The sequence below is a fragment of the Cupriavidus sp. FW306-1B-F12B genome (genome assembly GCF_058781795.1).
This window is the reverse complement of sequence record NZ_JBYSXC010000002.1, coordinates 558,059-575,171: the sequence shown is the minus strand read 5'-3', so window position 1 is coordinate 575,171 and position 17,113 is coordinate 558,059. Positions and strand designations below refer to the sequence as shown.

Below are 17,113 nucleotides of genomic sequence, written 5' to 3'. Positions count from 1 at the left end.
CCGCCATGACGCGCCCCGCCGCACGCACCCGCAGACAGGCACTCAACGAGCTGCTGGGCCTGATGGGATTGCTGATGGGGGGCGGCCTGCTGGCGGCCCAGGGCGGGCAGACCCTGGCGGCACGGCCCGCCGGCGGCGCGGCCAGCCAGCCAGCCGCCCGAGCGCCGCGCAGCGCGGCCATGCAGCCGCCGCCACGCCGCGACGCCATCGGCACGCTCGACCGCAACCTGATCACCGCCGCCAGCGCCGGCGACCAGGACCTGGTGGCGCGCCTGCTGGCCGCCGGCGCCTCGGCGCGCGCGGCCGACGAGCGCGGGCGCAGCGCCCTGCTGGCGGCGGTGCAGAACCGGCACACCGAAGTCGCGCGCACGCTGCTGCTGGCCGGCGCCGATGTGAACCTGAAGGACACCGAGGCCAACAGCCCCTTCCTGCTGGCAGCCGCCACCGGCCAGGCCGACATGGTGCGCCTGGCGCTGGCGCACGGCGCCGACCTGGCCAGCACCGACCGCTATGACGGCACCGCGCTGATCGCCGCCAGCCAGCATGGCCATGTCGAGGTGGTGAAGCTGCTGCTGAAGGCCGGCGTTGCCGTGGACCATGTCAACGACCTCGGCTGGACCGCGCTGCTGGAAGCGGTGATCCTGGGCGATGGCAGCACCCGCTACGAGGAAACGGTGCAGCTGCTGCTGGATGCCGGCGCTGACGCCAACCTCGCCGACCGTGAAGGCGTGAGCCCCACGCGCCATGCGCGCGAGCGGGGCTACAAGACGATGGTGAAGATGCTGATGCGGGTGCGGGGGCATTGAGGGCCGGCACCGCGTAAATAAAAAAGGCTGGCCGGCCGACCAGCCTTTTTCATTGGCTACCCGGCTGCCTCAGGCCGCGGGCCTCTCCTCCGCGCCGGTGTTGCGCGCATTCTCGCTTTCCTGCAGATGGCGCCACATCACCTTGCCGGTGCCCGACTTCGGCAGCGCCTCAACGAACTCCACCACGCGCGGGTACTTGTAGGCGGCCATGTTCTCCTTGGCCCATTCGATGATCTGCTCCGGCGTGGTCTTGCCCCTGGCATGGGCGCGCAGCACCACCACCGCCTTGACGGTCTCGCCGCGGTACGGGTCGCGCGTGCCGATGATGCAGGCCTCCTGCACGTCCGGATGCTTGTACAGCAGGTTCTCCACCTCGGCCGGCCACACCTTGAAGCCCGACGCATTGATCATGCGCTTGAGGCGGTCGGTGATGAAGAAGTAGCCCTCTTCGTCCATGCGGCCCAGGTCGCCGGTGCGGAAGAAGGCCTTGCCCTCGAACTCGATAAAGGCGTCGCGGGTGGCGTCCTCCTTGCCCCAGTAGCCCTTGAACACCTGCGGGCCGCTGACGATGATCTCGCCGATCTCGTTGGGCGGCAGTTCCTTGAGCGTGACCGGGTCGACCACGCGCGCGTCGGTGTTGAAGGTCGGCACGCCCAGGCACTGCAGCTTGGGCCGGTCCGACGGGTTGCTGTGCGTCGGCGCCATGGTCTCGGACAGGCCGTAGCCTTCCAGGTAGTTCAGCCCGAACTGCTCGCGCAGGCGCTCGGCCACGGCCTGCGGCATGGCCGCGCCGCCGCCGCCGATATAGCGCAGGCTGGCCAGGTCGAACTGGGCCAGGTTGGGGCTGGCCAGGAAGTCGATCACCATGGTCGGGATATTGGTCCAGTGCGTGACCTGGTAGCGCGAGATCAGGCGGCCGGCCACCTCGCGGTCCCAGCGCGGCAGCATCACCACGGTGGCACCGCTGTAGATCGGGCCGTTCATGCCGTACTGCATGCCGGTGACGTGGAACAGCGGCAGCACCGACAGGATCACCGATTCGGCGCCCGAGCCCGACCAGGTCGAGCCGCCGACGATGTTGTGCATCACCGAGCGGTGCGTATGGATGCAGCCCTTGGGGAAGCCGGTGGTGCCCGAGGTGTAGGGCATCACCGCCATGTCGTCCGGGCCGGCGGTGTGCGGGCCGGGCTGCAGGCCGGCGCCCAATGCCTCGGGCCACGCGGTGGCGCCCGCGGGCAGCGGATGCGGCGTGGTCAGCCAGGCCGGCGGCGCGTCTTCCGGATGTTCGTGCGCGGGCGGCAGCGCGTCGGCATACTGGGTCACCAGCATATGCTGCAGGCGCTCGGCCGGCGCCAGCTCCGCCTGCGCCTGCTCGACCCCGGCGGCCAGGTCGGCGGTGAAGATCGCCACGCGCGCCTGCGCGTCGGTCACGTAATGCTTGAATTCCTCGGCGCGGTTCATCGGGTTGACCGGCACCACCACCGCGTCGGCGCGCAGGATGGCGTAGTAGCTGACGATGAACTGCGGGCAGTTCTGCATGTACAGCAGCACCCGGTCGCCCTTCTTCACGCCCGCCTTCTGCTGCAGCCAGCCGGCCAGCGCGGTGGCCTGCGCCTCCAGCTCACGGAAGGTGATGGCATTGCCGAAGTAGCGGATCGCGGCCTTGTCGGCATAGCGGAGCGCCGAGACTTCCAGGTTGGCCCAGAGCGAGGTCTCCGGCAGCACGATGGCGGTCGGCAGGCGCTTCGGCCAGAACTGGAAATGCGGGCGAGCTGGGGTCTGCATGCAAGGTCTCCTGTGCGGTCTCGCGGACCGGGTCTTTTGGTATGATCAAGGACTATAACCGAACGATCGTTCTATTTTCAACCGCAGACTTTCCCGAACCCTGCGGGCACGGTATTGGCACAGGGCGTTGCATTCGGCGCCTTCGCCCTCACAATAGGGGTATAGATTGCCTTGCCCCTTCGGGCGGCCCGCCCGGGCTGGCCGCTCCCGCCTCTCCCCGATCCAGGATTTCCCATGAGCGACGTGACCCTGCAGAATTTCGAAACCGAAGTGATCGAGGCCTCGCGCCAGGCGCCCGTGCTGGTCGACTTCTGGGCGCCGTGGTGCGGCCCCTGCCGCACGCTGGGTCCGATGCTGGAACGGCTGGAATCCGAGGCCGGCGGCCAGTGGAAGCTGGTCAAGGTCAATGTCGACGAGAACCAGGACCTGGCCGCGCACTTCGGCGTGCGCAGCATCCCGCATGTGGTGGCGATTGCCGACGGCCAGGCGGTGGACCAGTTCATCGGCGTGCTGCCCGAGTCCGGCCTGCGTGAATTCCTCGGGCGACTGATGCCCAAGCCCGCGCAGACGGCCCTGCATGACGCGCTGCAACTGGCCGCCGAGGGCGACCGGGCCGGCGCCGAGGCGAAGTTCGACGAAGCCATTGCGCTCGACCTCGAGACCGACGCCGCCCGGCTGGCCTATATCGGTTTCCTGCTGGACGGCAATGCCATCGCCGAGGCCAGGTCGCAGTTCGAGGCCCTGTCGCCGCAGGCCGCGCAGCAGGACGCCCATGCCGCGCTGCGCACGCGCATGGACGCGATGGAGGGCCTGTCCGGCCTGCCGGACGAGCCCACCCTGAGCGCGCGCATTGCCGCCGACCCGCGCGACCTGGCGGCGCGTCGGGACCTGGCCAGGCTGCTGATCGCGCGCCAGCAGTACGAGCCGGCACTGGAGCAGTTGCTGGAAATCGTGCGCGCCGACCGCACCTTCGAGGACGATATCGGCCGCAAGACCATGCTGTCGGTGTTCGAGATGCTGGCCGACCGGCCCGAAGTGGTGTCGCACTGGCGCCGCCAGCTGAGCACCGCGCTGAACTGAACGGCCGGGCCGCGGCCCCGGCGCGGTAAACTGGCGGACTCAGTTCCGCCATTTTTCCTGCCATCCGCCATGCCAGCGCCCCGCCTGATCGACTTCAAGACCGAGCCCGCCCCCAGCCACGACCGCCCGCGCCCGGACCGGCTGGTGTCAGGCAACCCCGACCGCACCACCTGGACGCACTACAGCGCGCAGCACGGCGATTTCGACTGCGGCATCTGGGCATGCGAGCCCGGGGCCTGGCGCATCGCCTTTCCGGCCGGCAAGGAAGAGTTCTTCCATATCATCAGCGGCCGCATCCGCATCAGCGACGATGCCGGCCAGGCCAGCGACTTCGGCCCCGGCGACGCCTGCGTGATCCCGGCCGGCTTTACCGGGCTGTTCGAGGTGCTGGCACCGGTGCGCAAGTATTTCGTGGTGATCGACCGCGACGCCGCCCACCCGGCCTGACTGCGCTCAGGCCGCCGTGACCGGGCCTTCGACCAGCGTGAAGCCGTGCTCGCGCATATGCTCCACCATCATCGCGTCCATCGACTTGACGTGATGGTCGAACCAGCCCGAGAGCTCGGCCACCAGGCGGCGGCCAAGCTGGAACTCGGCATCGGTGTGCACCTTGTCGCGCACCGCGACGGCCACGGCCAGCACCTGCTGGTGCTCGCCCGCGTGGCAATGGCGCGGGCCGAAGCCCATCGCCTCCATCCACTGCTCTTCCTGGGCGAAATGATGGCGGGTATGGTCGATCCATGCGTCCATCGCGGCCAGGAAGCCGGCATCGTCGGCGCCGGCCACCGCGGCCAGCAGCTGCACGAACTCGGCATGGGTGGCGTCGGTGACCGGTTCGCCCAGATGGAGGTGGTCCGGCAGGCCGGCGGAGGAAAGCTGGTCTTTGGCGTCCATGGGATCGACGGCAATCGTGGGAGAAAACGGCAAGGATACCGAATCGGCGCGGCCCGGGCCTGATCTGGCGCAAGCCAGGGGTATGCTGTGGGCGATGCGCCCTGTCCGCTACACCTATCCCTCATGCCAAGACTGATCTTCTTCTGCGGCCATGCCGGCACCGGCAAGACCACCCTCGCCCACCGCCTGATCGGCCCGCTGATGCAGGCCACCGGCGAGCCCTTCTGCCTGCTCGACAAGGACACCCTGTACGGCCGCTACAGCGCCGCGGCCATGGCCGCGATCACCGGCGACCCCAATGACCGCGACAGCCCGGCCTACCTGGACAACCTGCGCGACCCGGAATACCAGGGCCTGCTCGACACCGCGCGAGAGAACCTGGCCCTGGGCATCAGCGTGATCGTGATCGGCCCGCTGTCGCGCGAGGTCAAGGCCCACCTGCTGCATGACCCCGGCTGGCTGCACGTGCCCGCCGGCACCACGGTGCGCACGGTCTGGGTCCATCTGCCGGAAGACGAGGCCCATGCGCGCATCATCCGGCGCGGCAATCCCAACGACGCCTACAAGCTGAGCCACTGGGAGGCCTACCGCACCCGGCGCTTCATGCCGGCGCCCGCGGACTATCCGGAACTGATCTTCTTCGACAACCAGGCACCGGGCGACGCCGAGGTAGACGGGCTGCTGCGCGCGCTGAGCGCCTGAGTAACCGTCTTCAAAGTCAAGTTCGGTGAAGCGATTTGTCCCAAGGAGTGCTGGTTCTGACCATGGCGTTGAGCACGGTCAGCAACTTGCGCATGCAGGCCACTAACGCTACCTTGGGCAGCTTGCCGGCGGCTGTCAGGCGCTGGTAGAAGGCTTTGATGGCGGGGTTGTGCCGGGTTGCGGTGAGCGTGGCCATGTACAGCACTCGCCGGATCTCGAAGCGCCCTCCCAGAATCCGGCGCCGCCCCCTGCTGCTACCCGAGTCATTGGCCATGGGCGCCACCCCTACCAGGGCCGCGATCTCGCGCCGGTTGAGCCGCCCGAGCTCAGGCAACTCGGCAACCAGCGTGGCGCTGGCCACCGGGCCGATGCCGCTGGCCGACTGCAACAGCCGATCCAGTTCCCCAAAGTGCTCACGCATATGACCCACCATCTGCGCCTCCACGTCGTCCAGTTGGGCCTTGATGGCCGCCACGATGGCCTCGATGCTCGGGTGCAGCCCGGCCGGCGTGATCTGCAGGCGCTGGCGTTCGGCGTGCAACATGGTCAGCAGCTGGCGCCGGCGCGTAACCAGGGCCGCCAGCCACTGCTGCTGGGCGTCGGCCAGCGGGCGCAGGAAGCGCGCCAGGTCATCGCGTTGCACCAGTACCGACGCCAGTTCGGCGAGCATGCGCGCATCGATGGTGTCAGTCTTTGCGAGGCGCCCCATGGACTTAGCGAAATCGCGGGCCTGGCGCGGGTTGATCACCGCCACAGGTTGGCCTGCCGCCTGCAGCGCACAGACCAGGGCCGCCTCGTAGCCGCCGGTGGCCTCCATCACCACCAGGCCAACCCCCAACGGCTGCAAGGTCGCGGCCAGTGCCGAATGGCCCTCGGCATCGTTGGCAAACTGCTGGGTATCGCGACTGGCGCCCAGTACACAGACATCGACGTGTGCCTTGGCAACGTCAATACCAACAACTGAGATAACAGACATGGTCTTCAGATCCCTTGCTTGTGCATGCGCGCTCACCAACGGCGCGCGTAACCGTTCGGGCTTCAGGAAGACCAGCACGGCGACCGTGCGTTCTGTACTCAGGCGCGGGCTCGATCACCCTAGCGGCTGTCAAACTACACGGGCCGGTCTGGCCGTCTAAACGACGCTCAGACTTTACCGCACTGGTCTGGTTTGAACATACAAGCGGCCCGGGCGGCTTCAGCCGCGCGCGATCTCGCCGATCACCGCCGACGCCGCGACAAAGCCGAATACCGCCGTCACCGCCACCGACGAGCCAAAGCCCGCGCACGCCAGCCCCTGCGGGCCGCGCATGGCTGGCTGGCCCGGCTGCCGGTCCAGCGGCGGCGCCTCGTCGATCTCGCAGGCCTGCTGCTCGGGCTCGGGGTATTGCAGCGGCTCGTCCGAATAGACCGCGGCGATGCCGAACTTCTTCTTCGGGTCGCGCGTAAAGCCCCATTGCTTGCGCAGGCCGGCGCGCACCTTGGACAGCAGCGGGTCCTGGATCGTACGCGCCAGGTCGTCGATGCGCACTCGCGTGGGGTCGAGCTGGCCGCCCGCGCCGCCGCAGGTGATCACCGGCACGCCCTGGCGCCGGGCCCAGCCGAGCATCCCGGTCTTGACGCGCACCGCATCGATGGCGTCGATGACGTAGTCATAGCCGGCGCCGAGCAGCCCGGGCACGTTGTCCGGCGTGACGAAATCATCGACCTGCGTCACCTGGCAGCGCGGGTTGATGGCCACGATGCGCTCGGCCATGGCCTCGACCTTGGCGCGCCCGTAGGCATCGCCCAGCGCATGGATCTGGCGGTTGGTGTTGGACAGCGCGATATGGTCCAGGTCGATCAGCGTGATGCGCCCGACCGCATTGCGCGCCAGCGCCTCGGCCGCCCAGCTGCCGACGCCGCCAATGCCGACCACGCACACGCTGGCCGCCTCCAGGCGGGCCAGGCCGGCGGCGCCGTAGAGCCTTGCCACGCCGCCGAAGCGGCGGTGGTAGTCATCCTCGGCCGGGCTTTCGTGGGTCAGCGGCTCGGGCAGGCCGGCCAGGTCGTGTGCGGCATCGTTCATGCTGGAGGAATCGGGTCAATGGAGAGCGGCTGGGTCGGCGCCTGGCTGCGCCGGGGCAAGAATCCGGCATTTTCCGGCGGCGATGTCAGCCAATCCCCGACAAAGACAGGAAGCGCGCAACTATACAATAGACATGCAGTGGTCCGTTCGCCGCCCCGCGCTGGCGTGGGCGGCCCCGGCCCTGCCCCCCGCCAGACAGGAGAGCCCGCCTCATGCCCGTGCGCCGCAAGGTTGTTCTGTGGAGTGTGCTGACACCGGTTGCGCTGATCGCGCTGCTGGTGGTCGTGATCCTGACCTTCGACTGGAACCGCCTCAAGCCCTGGCTCAACGACCGCGTCACCGAGGCCATCGGCCGCCCCTTTGCCATCAACGGCGACCTGACCGTGACCTGGCGCCGCGGCGAGGGCGAGAAAGGCTGGCATACGCTGGTGCCATGGCCGCGCCTGTCGGCGCGCGACATCACCATCGGCAATACCGACTGGGCCAAACAGCCTCATCTGGCGACCGTGCGCGAACTGATCTTCGTGCTGCGTCCGATACCGCTGCTGGCGCACCAGATCGCGGTGCCGACCATCGTCGTCGACAGCCCGGCGGTGTGGCTGGAGCGCCTGCCGGACGCCCGCAACAACTGGACCCTCGAGTTCGGCCCCAAGAAGGGCCCGTCCGAATGGGAGCTGGATATCGGCGAGGTGGTGCTGGCGCGCGGCAACCTGGCGCTGGCCGACCAGTTCAAGAAGATCGAGCTGCAGGCGGAGCTCGACACCATCGGCGGCAGCCCGCTCTATGACAAGGCCCGCGACGGCGCGCTGGTGGCGCCCGAGGCCTCTGCGGTGCCGCCAGGGCCCCCGGCCAGTGCACCCGGCGCGGCCAGGGCAGCCTCCGCGCCAGCGGCTTCGGCGCCGGGCGCTTCCGCCTCGCCGGCCACGGCCAAGGGTCCCGACGACCGCTACGGCGTGCGCTGGAAAGCCACCGGCCGCTACAACGAGGCCACCATCAACGCCAGCGGCAAGGCCGGCACGGTGCTGAGCCTGCGCAACACCGACGTGCCGTTCCCGCTCCTGGCCGATGTGCGCGTGGGCACCACCCGCGCCGTGATCGAAGGCACCGTGACCAACCCGGCCCACCTGGCCGCGCTGGACGTGCACCTGACCCTGACCGGCGACAGCATGGCCAAGCTCTATGCGCTGACCGGGGTGGTGCTGCCGTCCACGCCCCCCTACCAGACCCGCGGCCGGCTGATGGCGACGCTGCGCAAGCAAGGCTCGATCTACGAATACCAGAAGTTCACCGGCCGTGTCGGTGGCAGCGACCTGTCTGGCACGCTGACCTTCACCAAGCGCGAGCCGCGTCCGCTGCTGGCCGGCACCCTGGTGTCCAACCAGCTGCGCTTCGTCGACCTGGCCCCGCTGATCGGCGCCGATGCCAAGCCCGGCCGCCCCGCCAAGGACAGCCCGGTGGCTCAGCCGACCGACAAGGCCCTGCCGGTGGCGCCATTCCGCACCGAGCGCTGGGACGAGATCGACGCCGACGTGCGCTTTACCGGCAAGCGCATCATCCGCGATGCCGACCTGCCGATCACCGACCTGGTCACGCACCTGAAGCTGCAGGACGGCGTGCTGCTGCTGGACCCGCTGAATTTCGGCGTGGCTGGCGGCAACCTGGTGTCGACCATGCGCCTGGACGGCAAGCGCGAGCCGATGGGGGCCACGGTCGACATGACCGCGCGGCACATGAAGCTCAAGCAGCTGTTCCCCACCTTTGACCTGATGCGCACCAGCATCGGCGAACTCAACGGCAGCGCCAAGCTCTCGGCCACAGGCAATTCAGTGGCGGCGCTGATGGCCTCTTCCAACGGCGAAGCCAAGCTGCTGGTCGAGAACGGCACGGTCAGCAAGTTCCTGCTTGAAGCGATGGGGCTGAACGTGGGCAGCGTGGTGATCCGCAAGCTGTTCGGCGACAGGCCGGTGCGGATCAACTGCGGCGTCAGCGACTTTGCCTTCACCGACGGCATCGCGCGCGCGCGCACCTTCGTGCTCGATACGGAAGATGCGGTAATCGAGACCACCGGCGGCATCGACCTGCGCAATGAAAGGCTGGCGCTGACCATCCACCCGGACTCCAAGGGCCTGCGCGTGTTCTCGCTGCGCTCGCCGCTGTACGTGGGCGGCACCATGAAGAAGCCGTCCGTCAGCCCCGATATCGGGGTGCTGGCGCTGCGCGCCGGCGGCGCGCTGTCGCTGGCGCTGCTGGCACCGGTGGCGACGGCGGTGCTGCCGCTGGTGGACCTGTCGCCGGGCGGCGAAGACAACCTGTGCGCAACGCTGCTGGCCGACCTGCGCAAGCGCCCGGTCGCGCCGCCGCCGGGCAAGACCTACAAGGATCCCAGCACCGGCAAGACTGCCGGCATGACCGCCGGCAAGCCGATCCCGAAGGAAACGCCGGGCACCGCCGCGCAGGCTGACGCCCAGACCCGCGAGCCGGCACGCCCCAGCGAGCGCGAGGTGCGCAAGCCGGCGCCAGCGCCGGCGCGCCCGGACAGCGACGCCCTGCACAAGGGCGGTTGAGGTGCGCGCAACCAGTGCACTGGCGCGTCGCCTGGCGGCCACATGTCCGCCATTGTCTGAAGCAAAATCGCAACACTTTGCCACGCTGCGACATCCTGCCGCACGCAGCCGTTGTGCCGCGCCCACGCCGGGCGCATAATTAAACGGCCATTTACAAGAAGTTTAAGCATGGCAAGCATCGGGTGCGGTGCGGGTTCGCCCGCTGCATCCTTCTGAAGGCGCGGCTGCGGCCGCCCTTTGTTTCCTCTTTGTTTCCCGCCTCGGCACGGCCGCCGGCCGCCATGAGCGCGGCCACCGCGAGCCCCCGTTCCCATGTCGCTGCCGCACGCCGCCGTCCCGCCGATCACCTGGCTGATCGCGCTGACGGTGTGCAACCACGTGGCCTTCAACGCCAGCCGCGTGGTGGTGTCGCTGTTCGCGATCTCCCTCAAAGCCTCCACCGTCACGCTCGGCGTGCTGATGTCGCTGTATGCGCTGCTGCCGATGCTGCTGGCAATCCGCGCCGGCAAGCGCATCGACGAGATCGGGCCGCGCAAGCCGATGACCGCGGGCTCGCTGATGGTGGTGGCGGGCACGCTGCTGCCGGCGCTCTGGCACGACCTCGGCGCGCTGTACCTGTCATGCGCGCTGATCGGCGTGGGCTTCATGCTGGTGCAGGTGGCGATGCAGCTGCTGATCGGCCAGGTCTCCACCAATGAGACCCGGCTGCGCAACTACACCTGGCATGCGCTGGGGCTGTCGGTGTCCGGCACGCTCGGGCCGGTGACGATGGGCTACGTGATCGAGCATGCGGGCTTCCGCCCCGCCTTCATGGTGCTGGTGGCGGTGGCACTGGTCGGCCAGGCCGGCCTGCAATGGCTGCGTCCGCGCCTGCCGGCGCACGGCGGCAATGCCGGGCGCATCGCCATCGAGGACGGCAGCCGCCGCTCCACGCTGGACCTGCTGCAGCAACCCGAGCTGCGCGCGGTCTTCATCGCCAGCGCGGTGCTGTCCGCCGCATGGGACCTGCACGCCTTCCTGATCCCGATCCAGGGCTCGCGCATCGGCCTGTCGCCGTCGTCGATCGGCTGGGTGCTGGGCGCTTTCGCCATTGCCACCTTTGCCATCCGCGTGGCGATGCCGGCGCTGTCGCGCCGGCTCTCGGAATGGAAGATCATCCGCAGCGCGCTGCTGGTGGGTGCGCTGGCCTACCTGGCCTACCCCTTCGTCACGCAGTTCTGGCTGATGTGCGGGCTGGCCTTCGTGCTGGGCCTTGCGCTGGGCAGCGCCCAGCCCAATGTCATGAACATCCTGCACACGGCGTCGCCGCACGGGCGCGCCGGCGAGGCACTGGGGCTGCGCTCGGCGGTGCTCAATACCAGCCAGGTGGTGTGGCCGCTCACGTTTGGCGTGGTCGGCACGGCGCTGGGCATGCTGCCGATCTTCCTGTCGATGGCGGGCGCGATGGGCGCGGCCGGTTACTACTCGCGGCGCCAGGGGCGCAAGGTGCTGCCACCGCCGGTTTAGCCCCGCGGCAGGTGGCGCTGCCGATACGCTTGTCGCCACGCAAATGCGATCCCCGATGCATTCGCTATACTCGAATCAGCCGGACCTGCGGCCCCGCCCCCGGGCGCACCGCGCATCCCGACCGATATCCTGATGATTGCGACATGACTCAACTTGCCGACCTTCGCCGTACCTATGTGCTGGGCTCTCTGTCCGAAACCGACGTGGCGCCCGACCCGTTGAGCCAGTTCAAACGCTGGTTCGACGAGGCGGTCACGGCCAAGCTGCCCGAACCCAATGCCATGACCCTGGCCACGGTCGACGCCGACGGCCAGCCATCCGCGCGCATCGTGCTGCTCAAGGGCATCGACGACCGCGGCTTCACCTTCTTCACCAATTATGAAAGCCGCAAGGGCCTGGACCTGGCGGCAAACCCGCGCGCGGCGCTGCTGTTCCACTGGGTGCAGCTGGAGCGCCAGGTACGCGTCGAAGGGCACGTCGAAAAAGTCTCGGACGACGAGAGCGACGCCTATTTCGCCACGCGCCCGCTGGGCTCGCGCGTGGGCGCCTGGGCCTCTGCGCAAAGCCGCGAGGTGCCCGGCCGCGACGTGCTGGAGCAGCGCGAGCAGGAATACCGCAGCAAGTTCGGCGAAAACCCGCCGCGCCCGCCGCACTGGGGCGGCTACCGCCTGGTGCCGACCGCGCTCGAGTTCTGGCAGGGCCGCCCGTCGCGGCTGCACGACCGCATTGCCTTCCGCCTGCAACCCGGCGGCGACTGGCAGATCGTGCGGCTGTCGCCCTGAAACGGTTGGCACGCGCCTGAACATGCGCCAACTGCGCCGAACGGGTCGGTAGTGGGGTCTTCCGGACGGTGCGCTGCACAAGCTGCGGAATTGGACTAAAGTGAGACCGGCGTCGCTTGGTTACTCTTTTCTTGCAGCGCTCGAGACGGATTGGGCAAGGTTCCAGCTCAGTACCAACCTTGTCTGATGCGTCGGCCGCAGTGTGTGCCGCAACCATCGGGAGGTAAAGCGCATGTTCTTCAAGCAAGCCCTGGAAAAGCAACTCGACAACTGGATCGCCGACCTGCGAGAGAATGCCAATCTGCCGGTCAGCTTGCGGCTGTGGAATGGCACCGAATACCCGCTCGGGCACTTCGACAAGCCGGCTGTCACGCTGACCGTACGCGAAGCCGCGGCCCTGCCGCTGCTGCTGACGCCGAGCCTGGACAACCTGGGCGAAGCGTATGTGCAGGAGAAAATCGACTTCGAGGGCAGGCTGACGGACATCATCAAGGTCGCCTACGGCTTCTCGGCCGCGGCCACGCACCGCGCCGGCGGCGCGCTGTTCAAGGTGGCGCAGCACTTCACGCATACCAAGCAGGAAGACAAGAACTCGATCCAGTACCACTACGACGTCTCCAACGACTTCTACCAGCTCTGGCTCGACCCCAACATGGTCTACTCCTGCGCCTACTTCGAGCACGGCGACGAAGACCTGGCCACGGCGCAAATCAAGAAGATCGACCACATCCTGACCAAGATCCGGCTGCAGCCGGACCAGACGCTGCTCGACATCGGCTGCGGCTGGGGCGCACTGGTGCTGCGCGCCGCGCAGAAGTTCGGTGCGCGCTGCGTGGGCATCACGCTGTCGCAGAACCAGTTCGACCTGGCCACCGAGCGCGTCAGGGCCGCGGGCCTGTCCGACCGCATCGAGATCCGGCTGCAGGACTACCGCGACACCGCCGGCACCTTCGACCGCATCACCAGCGTCGGCATGTTCGAGCATGTGGGCAAGGACAACCTGCCCGGCTACTTCAGCCGCATCCGCGAACTGCTGGCCGACGACGGCTATGTGATGAACCACGGCATCACCTCGCCCGACCCCGACAACGGCGCGACGCCGATGGACGGCGCCGAGTTCATGGACCGCTATGTGTTCCCGCAGGGCGAGCTGCCGCATATCGGGCTGGTGCTGCGCACGCTGCAGCAAGGCGGGCTGGAAGCCTTCGACGTCGAACTGCTGCGCCGCCACTACGCGCAGACGCTGCACTACTGGGCCGACAACTTCGAGGCCCGCGGCGACACCATCCGCAGCCTGGTCGGCGAGAAGAAATACCGCATCTGGCGGGTCTACCTGGCCGGCTGCGCACATGCCTTCGAGACCGAGAAGATGTCGATCTACCAGGTGCTCTGCCACAAGGCCGGGCTGCCGGCCGATACGCTGCCGTGGTCCCGCCGCTATATCTACGACCAACCAATTGGCCGCAACGACTGAAGGCAACGCTGACGTTTGACTGAAGACCTCTTTGGCGGGCTGCCCCTGCCCGCCCCAACTGCCCCTCCGGAACGGCCCGCTTCCCACCCGGGCGCGGCCGTCCCGCCCGCCCCCTCCGGCAAACCTGCGCGTGGCAAGAGCGTGCAACCCGCACAGGCGGACGAAACCCTGCGCGCGCTCGCTGCGCAGCTGCCATCGAACCTGTACTTCGGCACGTCCTCCTGGGCCTACCCCGGCTGGAACGGGCTGGTCTATGACGGCGAGTACGGCGACAGCCTGCTGTCGCGCAAGGGCCTTTCCGCGTATTCGCGCCATCCGCTGCTGCGCGCCGCCGGCATCGACCGCGGCTTCTACGGGCCGATCCCGCTGGCGGACTACCTGTCCTATGCCGCGCAGGTCCCCGACGGCTTCCGCTTCCTGGTCAAGGCGCCCGCCAGCGTCTGCGATGCCTGGCTGCGCGGCTCCGACGGCGCCGGCCGGCTGGCCAACGCCGCCTTCCTCGATGCCGAGATCGCGGTGCGCGACTTCATCGTGCCCGCCACCAGCGGGCTGGGCAGCAAATGCGGGCCGCTGCTGTTCCAGCTGTCGCCGATGGGTCCGCTGGCCGACAGCGCCGTGTTCCTGGAACGGCTCGATGCCTTCCTGGGCGCGCTGCCGGCACTCGATCCGTCGATCACCCCGCATGCGTGCTACACGGTAGAGCTGCGCGACCCGGCATTGCTGACGCCACGCTATATCCGGCTGCTGCGCCGCCACGGGGTGCGCTTCTGCCTGTCGGCACGCGACCGCCTGCCGCCGGTGCCGCGCCAGGCCGCGGCGCAGGCGCTGATGGACGAGGAAGCGCCAGGCCCGCTGGTGCTGCGCTGGATGCTGCATGGGGGCCGGCCCTACGCCTACGCGGAAAAGCTCTACGCACCCTTCGACCGCATCGTCGACGACGACCCCGACACCCGCCATGCCATCGCCGATGTAGTGGCGCGCACGCTGCGCGCGGGGCAGCCTGCCATCGTCATTGTCAGCAACAACGCTGAGGGCTGCGCGCCGCTGAGTTGCGTGCGCCTGGCCGAGGCGATCATTGCGAGGCTGGCGCGGTGAATGGCTGGCGACCGGTGCACAGTGGCCGATAGGACGCTCCCGCGGGCAACGGCCATCACTGCCTGAAGACTTGTGCATAATGTGCACAGCTGGAGGCCATGCGCTTGTCGCCACCCACGCGATCGGCTTGAATCGGGGCACCTTCCGACCGAGGAAGGATGGAGACGACGATGCCCCTTCCCACTACGGCGCGCACACCGGGCCGCGCCGCCCTGCCGCAGCTGCTTGATCCTGCCTCGATAGCCGTGATCGGCGCCTCGCGCGATACCAGCCGCATCGGCGGCGTGGCGTTGGACCACCTGCAGCGCCTTGGATACCAGGGCCAGGTGTATCCGGTCAATCCTCGCTATGGCGAGATCGCCGGCCTGGCGTGCTATCCCGATATCGAATCCGTGCCGCAGGTGCCTGACGTGGCGGTGCTGGCGCTCGGCGCGGACGAGGTGCTGCCGCAGCTGCAGCGCTGCCATGCCCGCGGCATCCGTGCCGCCATCGTCTACGCCTCGGGCTTTGCCGAGGCCGGCGCAGCGGGTGCCGGGCGCCAGGCCGCACTTGCGGCCTTCGCCCGCGACAGCGGCATGGCGATCGCCGGACCCAACTGCATGGGGCTGGCCAACCTGACCACGCGCGCCATCACCGCATTTGCCACCACCTTCCGCGCGTTCCCGCCGCAGGACGGCCCGGGTGCCGTGAGCCTGCTGACCCAGAGCGGCAACGTCTGCGCCATCGTCTACGCCACCGGAAGGCAGATGGACGTGGGCTTCCACCAGTTCATCAATACCGGCAACGAAGCCTGCCTGGACTATGCGGATTACCTCGACTACCTCGCGGACGATGCGCAAACCGCGGCTGTGGTCGGTTACGTTGAGGGCCTGCGCAACGGCAGTGGCTTCATCGAAGCCGCGGCGCGCCTGCGCGCGGCAGACAAGCCGCTGATCCTGCTGAAGGCCGGCGAGAGCGAGGCGGGATCGGCGGCTACGCAATCCCATACCGCTGTACTGGCCGGCAACCAGGCCATCTACCGCGCCGCCTTCGCCCAGGTCGGCGCGATGCAGGCGAGTGATCCGACCCACCTGACCGACCTGGCATACCTGGCCGGCTTCCGCCAGCGCAGCGCGGGGCGCCGGGTGGTGGTGGCTTCCGTGTCGGGCGCGATGGGTGCGCTGTCGGCTGACCTGCTCAGCGCGGCCGGACTCGACGTGCCGCGCCTGCCCGAGGCGGTCCAGCAGCGCCTGCTGGCGGGCGTGCCGGAGCTCGGCGCAGTGGCGAACCCCGTCGATCTGACCGGCCAGCTGTTCAACCGCAGCGGCCTGGCCTACGCCGTGCTCGACAAGCTTGCCGCCACTGACGGCATCGACGTCATCTTCCTCTACGCCACCGCCTACCTGCTCGATCGCGTGGCCGACGAGCTGATCGAGGTGGCGGGCAAGACCGATCGCCTGATCGTGGTCGCCACCACGGGCGAGCCGGCCAGCCGCGCACGGCTGGCCGAAGCCGGTGTGGCGCTGTTCCCGGATTGCGCACGCGCGGCGCGGGCCCTGGGCACATACGTGGGCTGGCTCGGCACGGCGGCGCCGACCGCGCACTGGATGACGCTGCGCGCGCGGGCCGGCGCCGACGCGGCCGCCCGTGCGCCTTCCGCCGCCATGGACGAGCACCAGGCCAAGCAGTGGCTGGCGGGCTTCGGCGTGCCGGTCGGCGCGGAGGCGGCCGCGGCCACGCCCGACGACGCCGCGCGCGCCGCCGAAGCCATCGGCTTCCCGGTCGCAGTGAAAGTGCTGAGCCCGGACATCGTGCACAAGACCGAGGTCGGCGGCGTCCGGCTGGGACTGGCCAACGCGCAACAGGTGCGCGAGGCGGCGGCCGAGGTCGCTGCCGCCGCCGCGCAAGCCCTGCCGCAGGCACGACAGCGCGGCGTGCTGGTGCAGCAAATGGCGAGCGGCGTGTGCGAGCTGATCGTCGGCGTAACGCGCGATCCGGTCTTCGGCCCGGCCATGACGGTAGGCATGGGCGGGATCTTCACCGAGATCTTCCACGACGTCGCGCACCGGCTGCTGCCGGTGGACCGCGCCATGGCGCGCGACATGCTGGCCAGCCTGCGCGGCTACCGGCTGATGACCGGCTTCCGCGGCAAGCCCGCGGCCGACATCGACGCGGCGGCCGACGCGATCGCCGCGCTCTCCGACGCCACCATGTCGCTGGGCGACAGCCTCGCCGAAATGGAAGTGAATCCCCTGCTGGTGCGCGCTGCCGGACGCGGCGCCGTCGCCCTCGATGCCCTGGTCCTCGGCCTGACGGCCAATCCATGATCCGCCAACTGGCACGCAAGGTGGCGCTGCAGCGCCTCGGCACCGAAGCCGAAG

14 protein-coding genes are annotated in these 17,113 nt (G+C 69.0%); 10 read left to right on the top strand and 4 right to left on the bottom strand.

Going from position 1 to position 17,113, the window contains the following annotated elements; all coding sequences use genetic code 11:
* The first annotated feature begins 5 nt into the window (after positions 1-5).
* A complete protein-coding gene (locus tag AC3WLE_RS05930) occupies positions 6-806 on the top strand; it encodes an ankyrin repeat domain-containing protein (RefSeq protein ID WP_081050144.1) in 801 nt (266 codons plus the stop codon).
* Between the two features lie 69 nt (positions 807-875).
* Here the strand turns inward: AC3WLE_RS05930 and AC3WLE_RS05925 are convergent, their stop codons facing one another.
* The gene (locus AC3WLE_RS05925; RefSeq protein ID WP_492318760.1) at positions 876-2,591 is read right to left on the bottom strand and encodes a long-chain fatty acid--CoA ligase; all 1,716 of its coding nucleotides are present in this window, start codon (positions 2,589-2,591) and stop codon (positions 876-878) included.
* Positions 2,592-2,825: 234 nt separating this feature from the next.
* On the opposite strand from AC3WLE_RS05925, the gene trxA reads away from it, so the two are divergent.
* Together trxA and AC3WLE_RS05915 are read left to right on the top strand one after the other, a co-directional pair.
* Positions 2,826-3,671, top strand: coding sequence for a thioredoxin (gene trxA / locus AC3WLE_RS05920; RefSeq protein WP_492357487.1), 846 nt, complete (start codon positions 2,826-2,828; stop codon positions 3,669-3,671).
* Between the two features lie 69 nt (positions 3,672-3,740).
* Positions 3,741-4,118 carry a cupin domain-containing protein gene (locus AC3WLE_RS05915; protein ID WP_492318762.1) on the top strand — a complete coding sequence of 126 codons (378 nt, stop codon included), beginning with the start codon at positions 3,741-3,743 and terminating at the stop codon, positions 4,116-4,118.
* Positions 4,119-4,124: 6 nt separating this feature from the next.
* On the opposite strand, the gene AC3WLE_RS05910 is transcribed toward AC3WLE_RS05915, so the two are convergent.
* Entirely contained in the window at positions 4,125-4,565 is a 441-nt protein-coding gene (locus AC3WLE_RS05910; protein WP_114131860.1) for a bacteriohemerythrin, read from the bottom strand.
* Between the two features lie 123 nt (positions 4,566-4,688).
* On the opposite strand from AC3WLE_RS05910, the gene AC3WLE_RS05905 reads away from it, so the two are divergent.
* Positions 4,689-5,267 (top strand): P-loop nucleotide/nucleoside kinase family protein, encoded by a 579-nt coding sequence (locus AC3WLE_RS05905; protein ID WP_492318763.1) that lies wholly within the window; start codon positions 4,689-4,691, stop codon positions 5,265-5,267.
* Between the two features lie 16 nt (positions 5,268-5,283).
* Here AC3WLE_RS05905 and AC3WLE_RS05900 read toward each other — a convergent pair whose 3' ends face one another.
* Together AC3WLE_RS05900 and tcdA are read right to left on the bottom strand one after the other, a co-directional pair.
* The gene (locus AC3WLE_RS05900) at positions 5,284-6,243 is read right to left on the bottom strand and encodes an IS110 family RNA-guided transposase (RefSeq protein ID WP_492357491.1); all 960 of its coding nucleotides are present in this window, start codon (positions 6,241-6,243) and stop codon (positions 5,284-5,286) included.
* A 219-nt stretch (positions 6,244-6,462) separates the two neighbouring features.
* Positions 6,463-7,332, bottom strand: a complete 870-nt coding sequence (gene tcdA, locus AC3WLE_RS05895) for a tRNA cyclic N6-threonylcarbamoyladenosine(37) synthase TcdA (RefSeq protein WP_492357486.1) — start codon at positions 7,330-7,332, stop codon at positions 6,463-6,465.
* 212 nt (positions 7,333-7,544) lie between these two features.
* On the opposite strand from tcdA, the gene AC3WLE_RS05890 reads away from it, so the two are divergent.
* The 6 genes from AC3WLE_RS05890 to AC3WLE_RS05865 all read left to right on the top strand — a co-directional run bounded on the left by AC3WLE_RS05890 (position 7,545) and on the right by AC3WLE_RS05865 (position 17,059).
* Complete coding sequence (locus tag AC3WLE_RS05890; RefSeq protein ID WP_492357485.1) at positions 7,545-9,896, top strand: AsmA family protein; 2,352 nt, start codon at positions 7,545-7,547, stop codon at positions 9,894-9,896.
* 312 nt (positions 9,897-10,208) lie between these two features.
* Complete coding sequence (locus AC3WLE_RS05885; RefSeq protein WP_492318766.1) at positions 10,209-11,402, top strand: MFS transporter; 1,194 nt, start codon at positions 10,209-10,211, stop codon at positions 11,400-11,402.
* Between the two features lie 143 nt (positions 11,403-11,545).
* Positions 11,546-12,184: a pyridoxamine 5'-phosphate oxidase gene (pdxH, locus tag AC3WLE_RS05880; RefSeq protein ID WP_492318767.1), complete on the top strand. Its 639-nt coding sequence runs from the start codon at positions 11,546-11,548 to the stop codon at positions 12,182-12,184.
* 232 nt (positions 12,185-12,416) lie between these two features.
* The gene (locus tag AC3WLE_RS05875; protein WP_492351533.1) at positions 12,417-13,658 is read left to right on the top strand and encodes a class I SAM-dependent methyltransferase; all 1,242 of its coding nucleotides are present in this window, start codon (positions 12,417-12,419) and stop codon (positions 13,656-13,658) included.
* 15 nt (positions 13,659-13,673) lie between these two features.
* Complete coding sequence (locus tag AC3WLE_RS05870) at positions 13,674-14,753, top strand: DUF72 domain-containing protein (RefSeq protein ID WP_492318769.1); 1,080 nt, start codon at positions 13,674-13,676, stop codon at positions 14,751-14,753.
* Positions 14,754-14,923: 170 nt separating this feature from the next.
* On the top strand, positions 14,924-17,059 hold the full coding sequence (locus AC3WLE_RS05865) for an acetate--CoA ligase family protein (protein ID WP_492357503.1): 2,136 nt from the start codon (positions 14,924-14,926) through the stop codon (positions 17,057-17,059).
* Positions 17,060-17,113 lie beyond the last annotated feature (54 nt).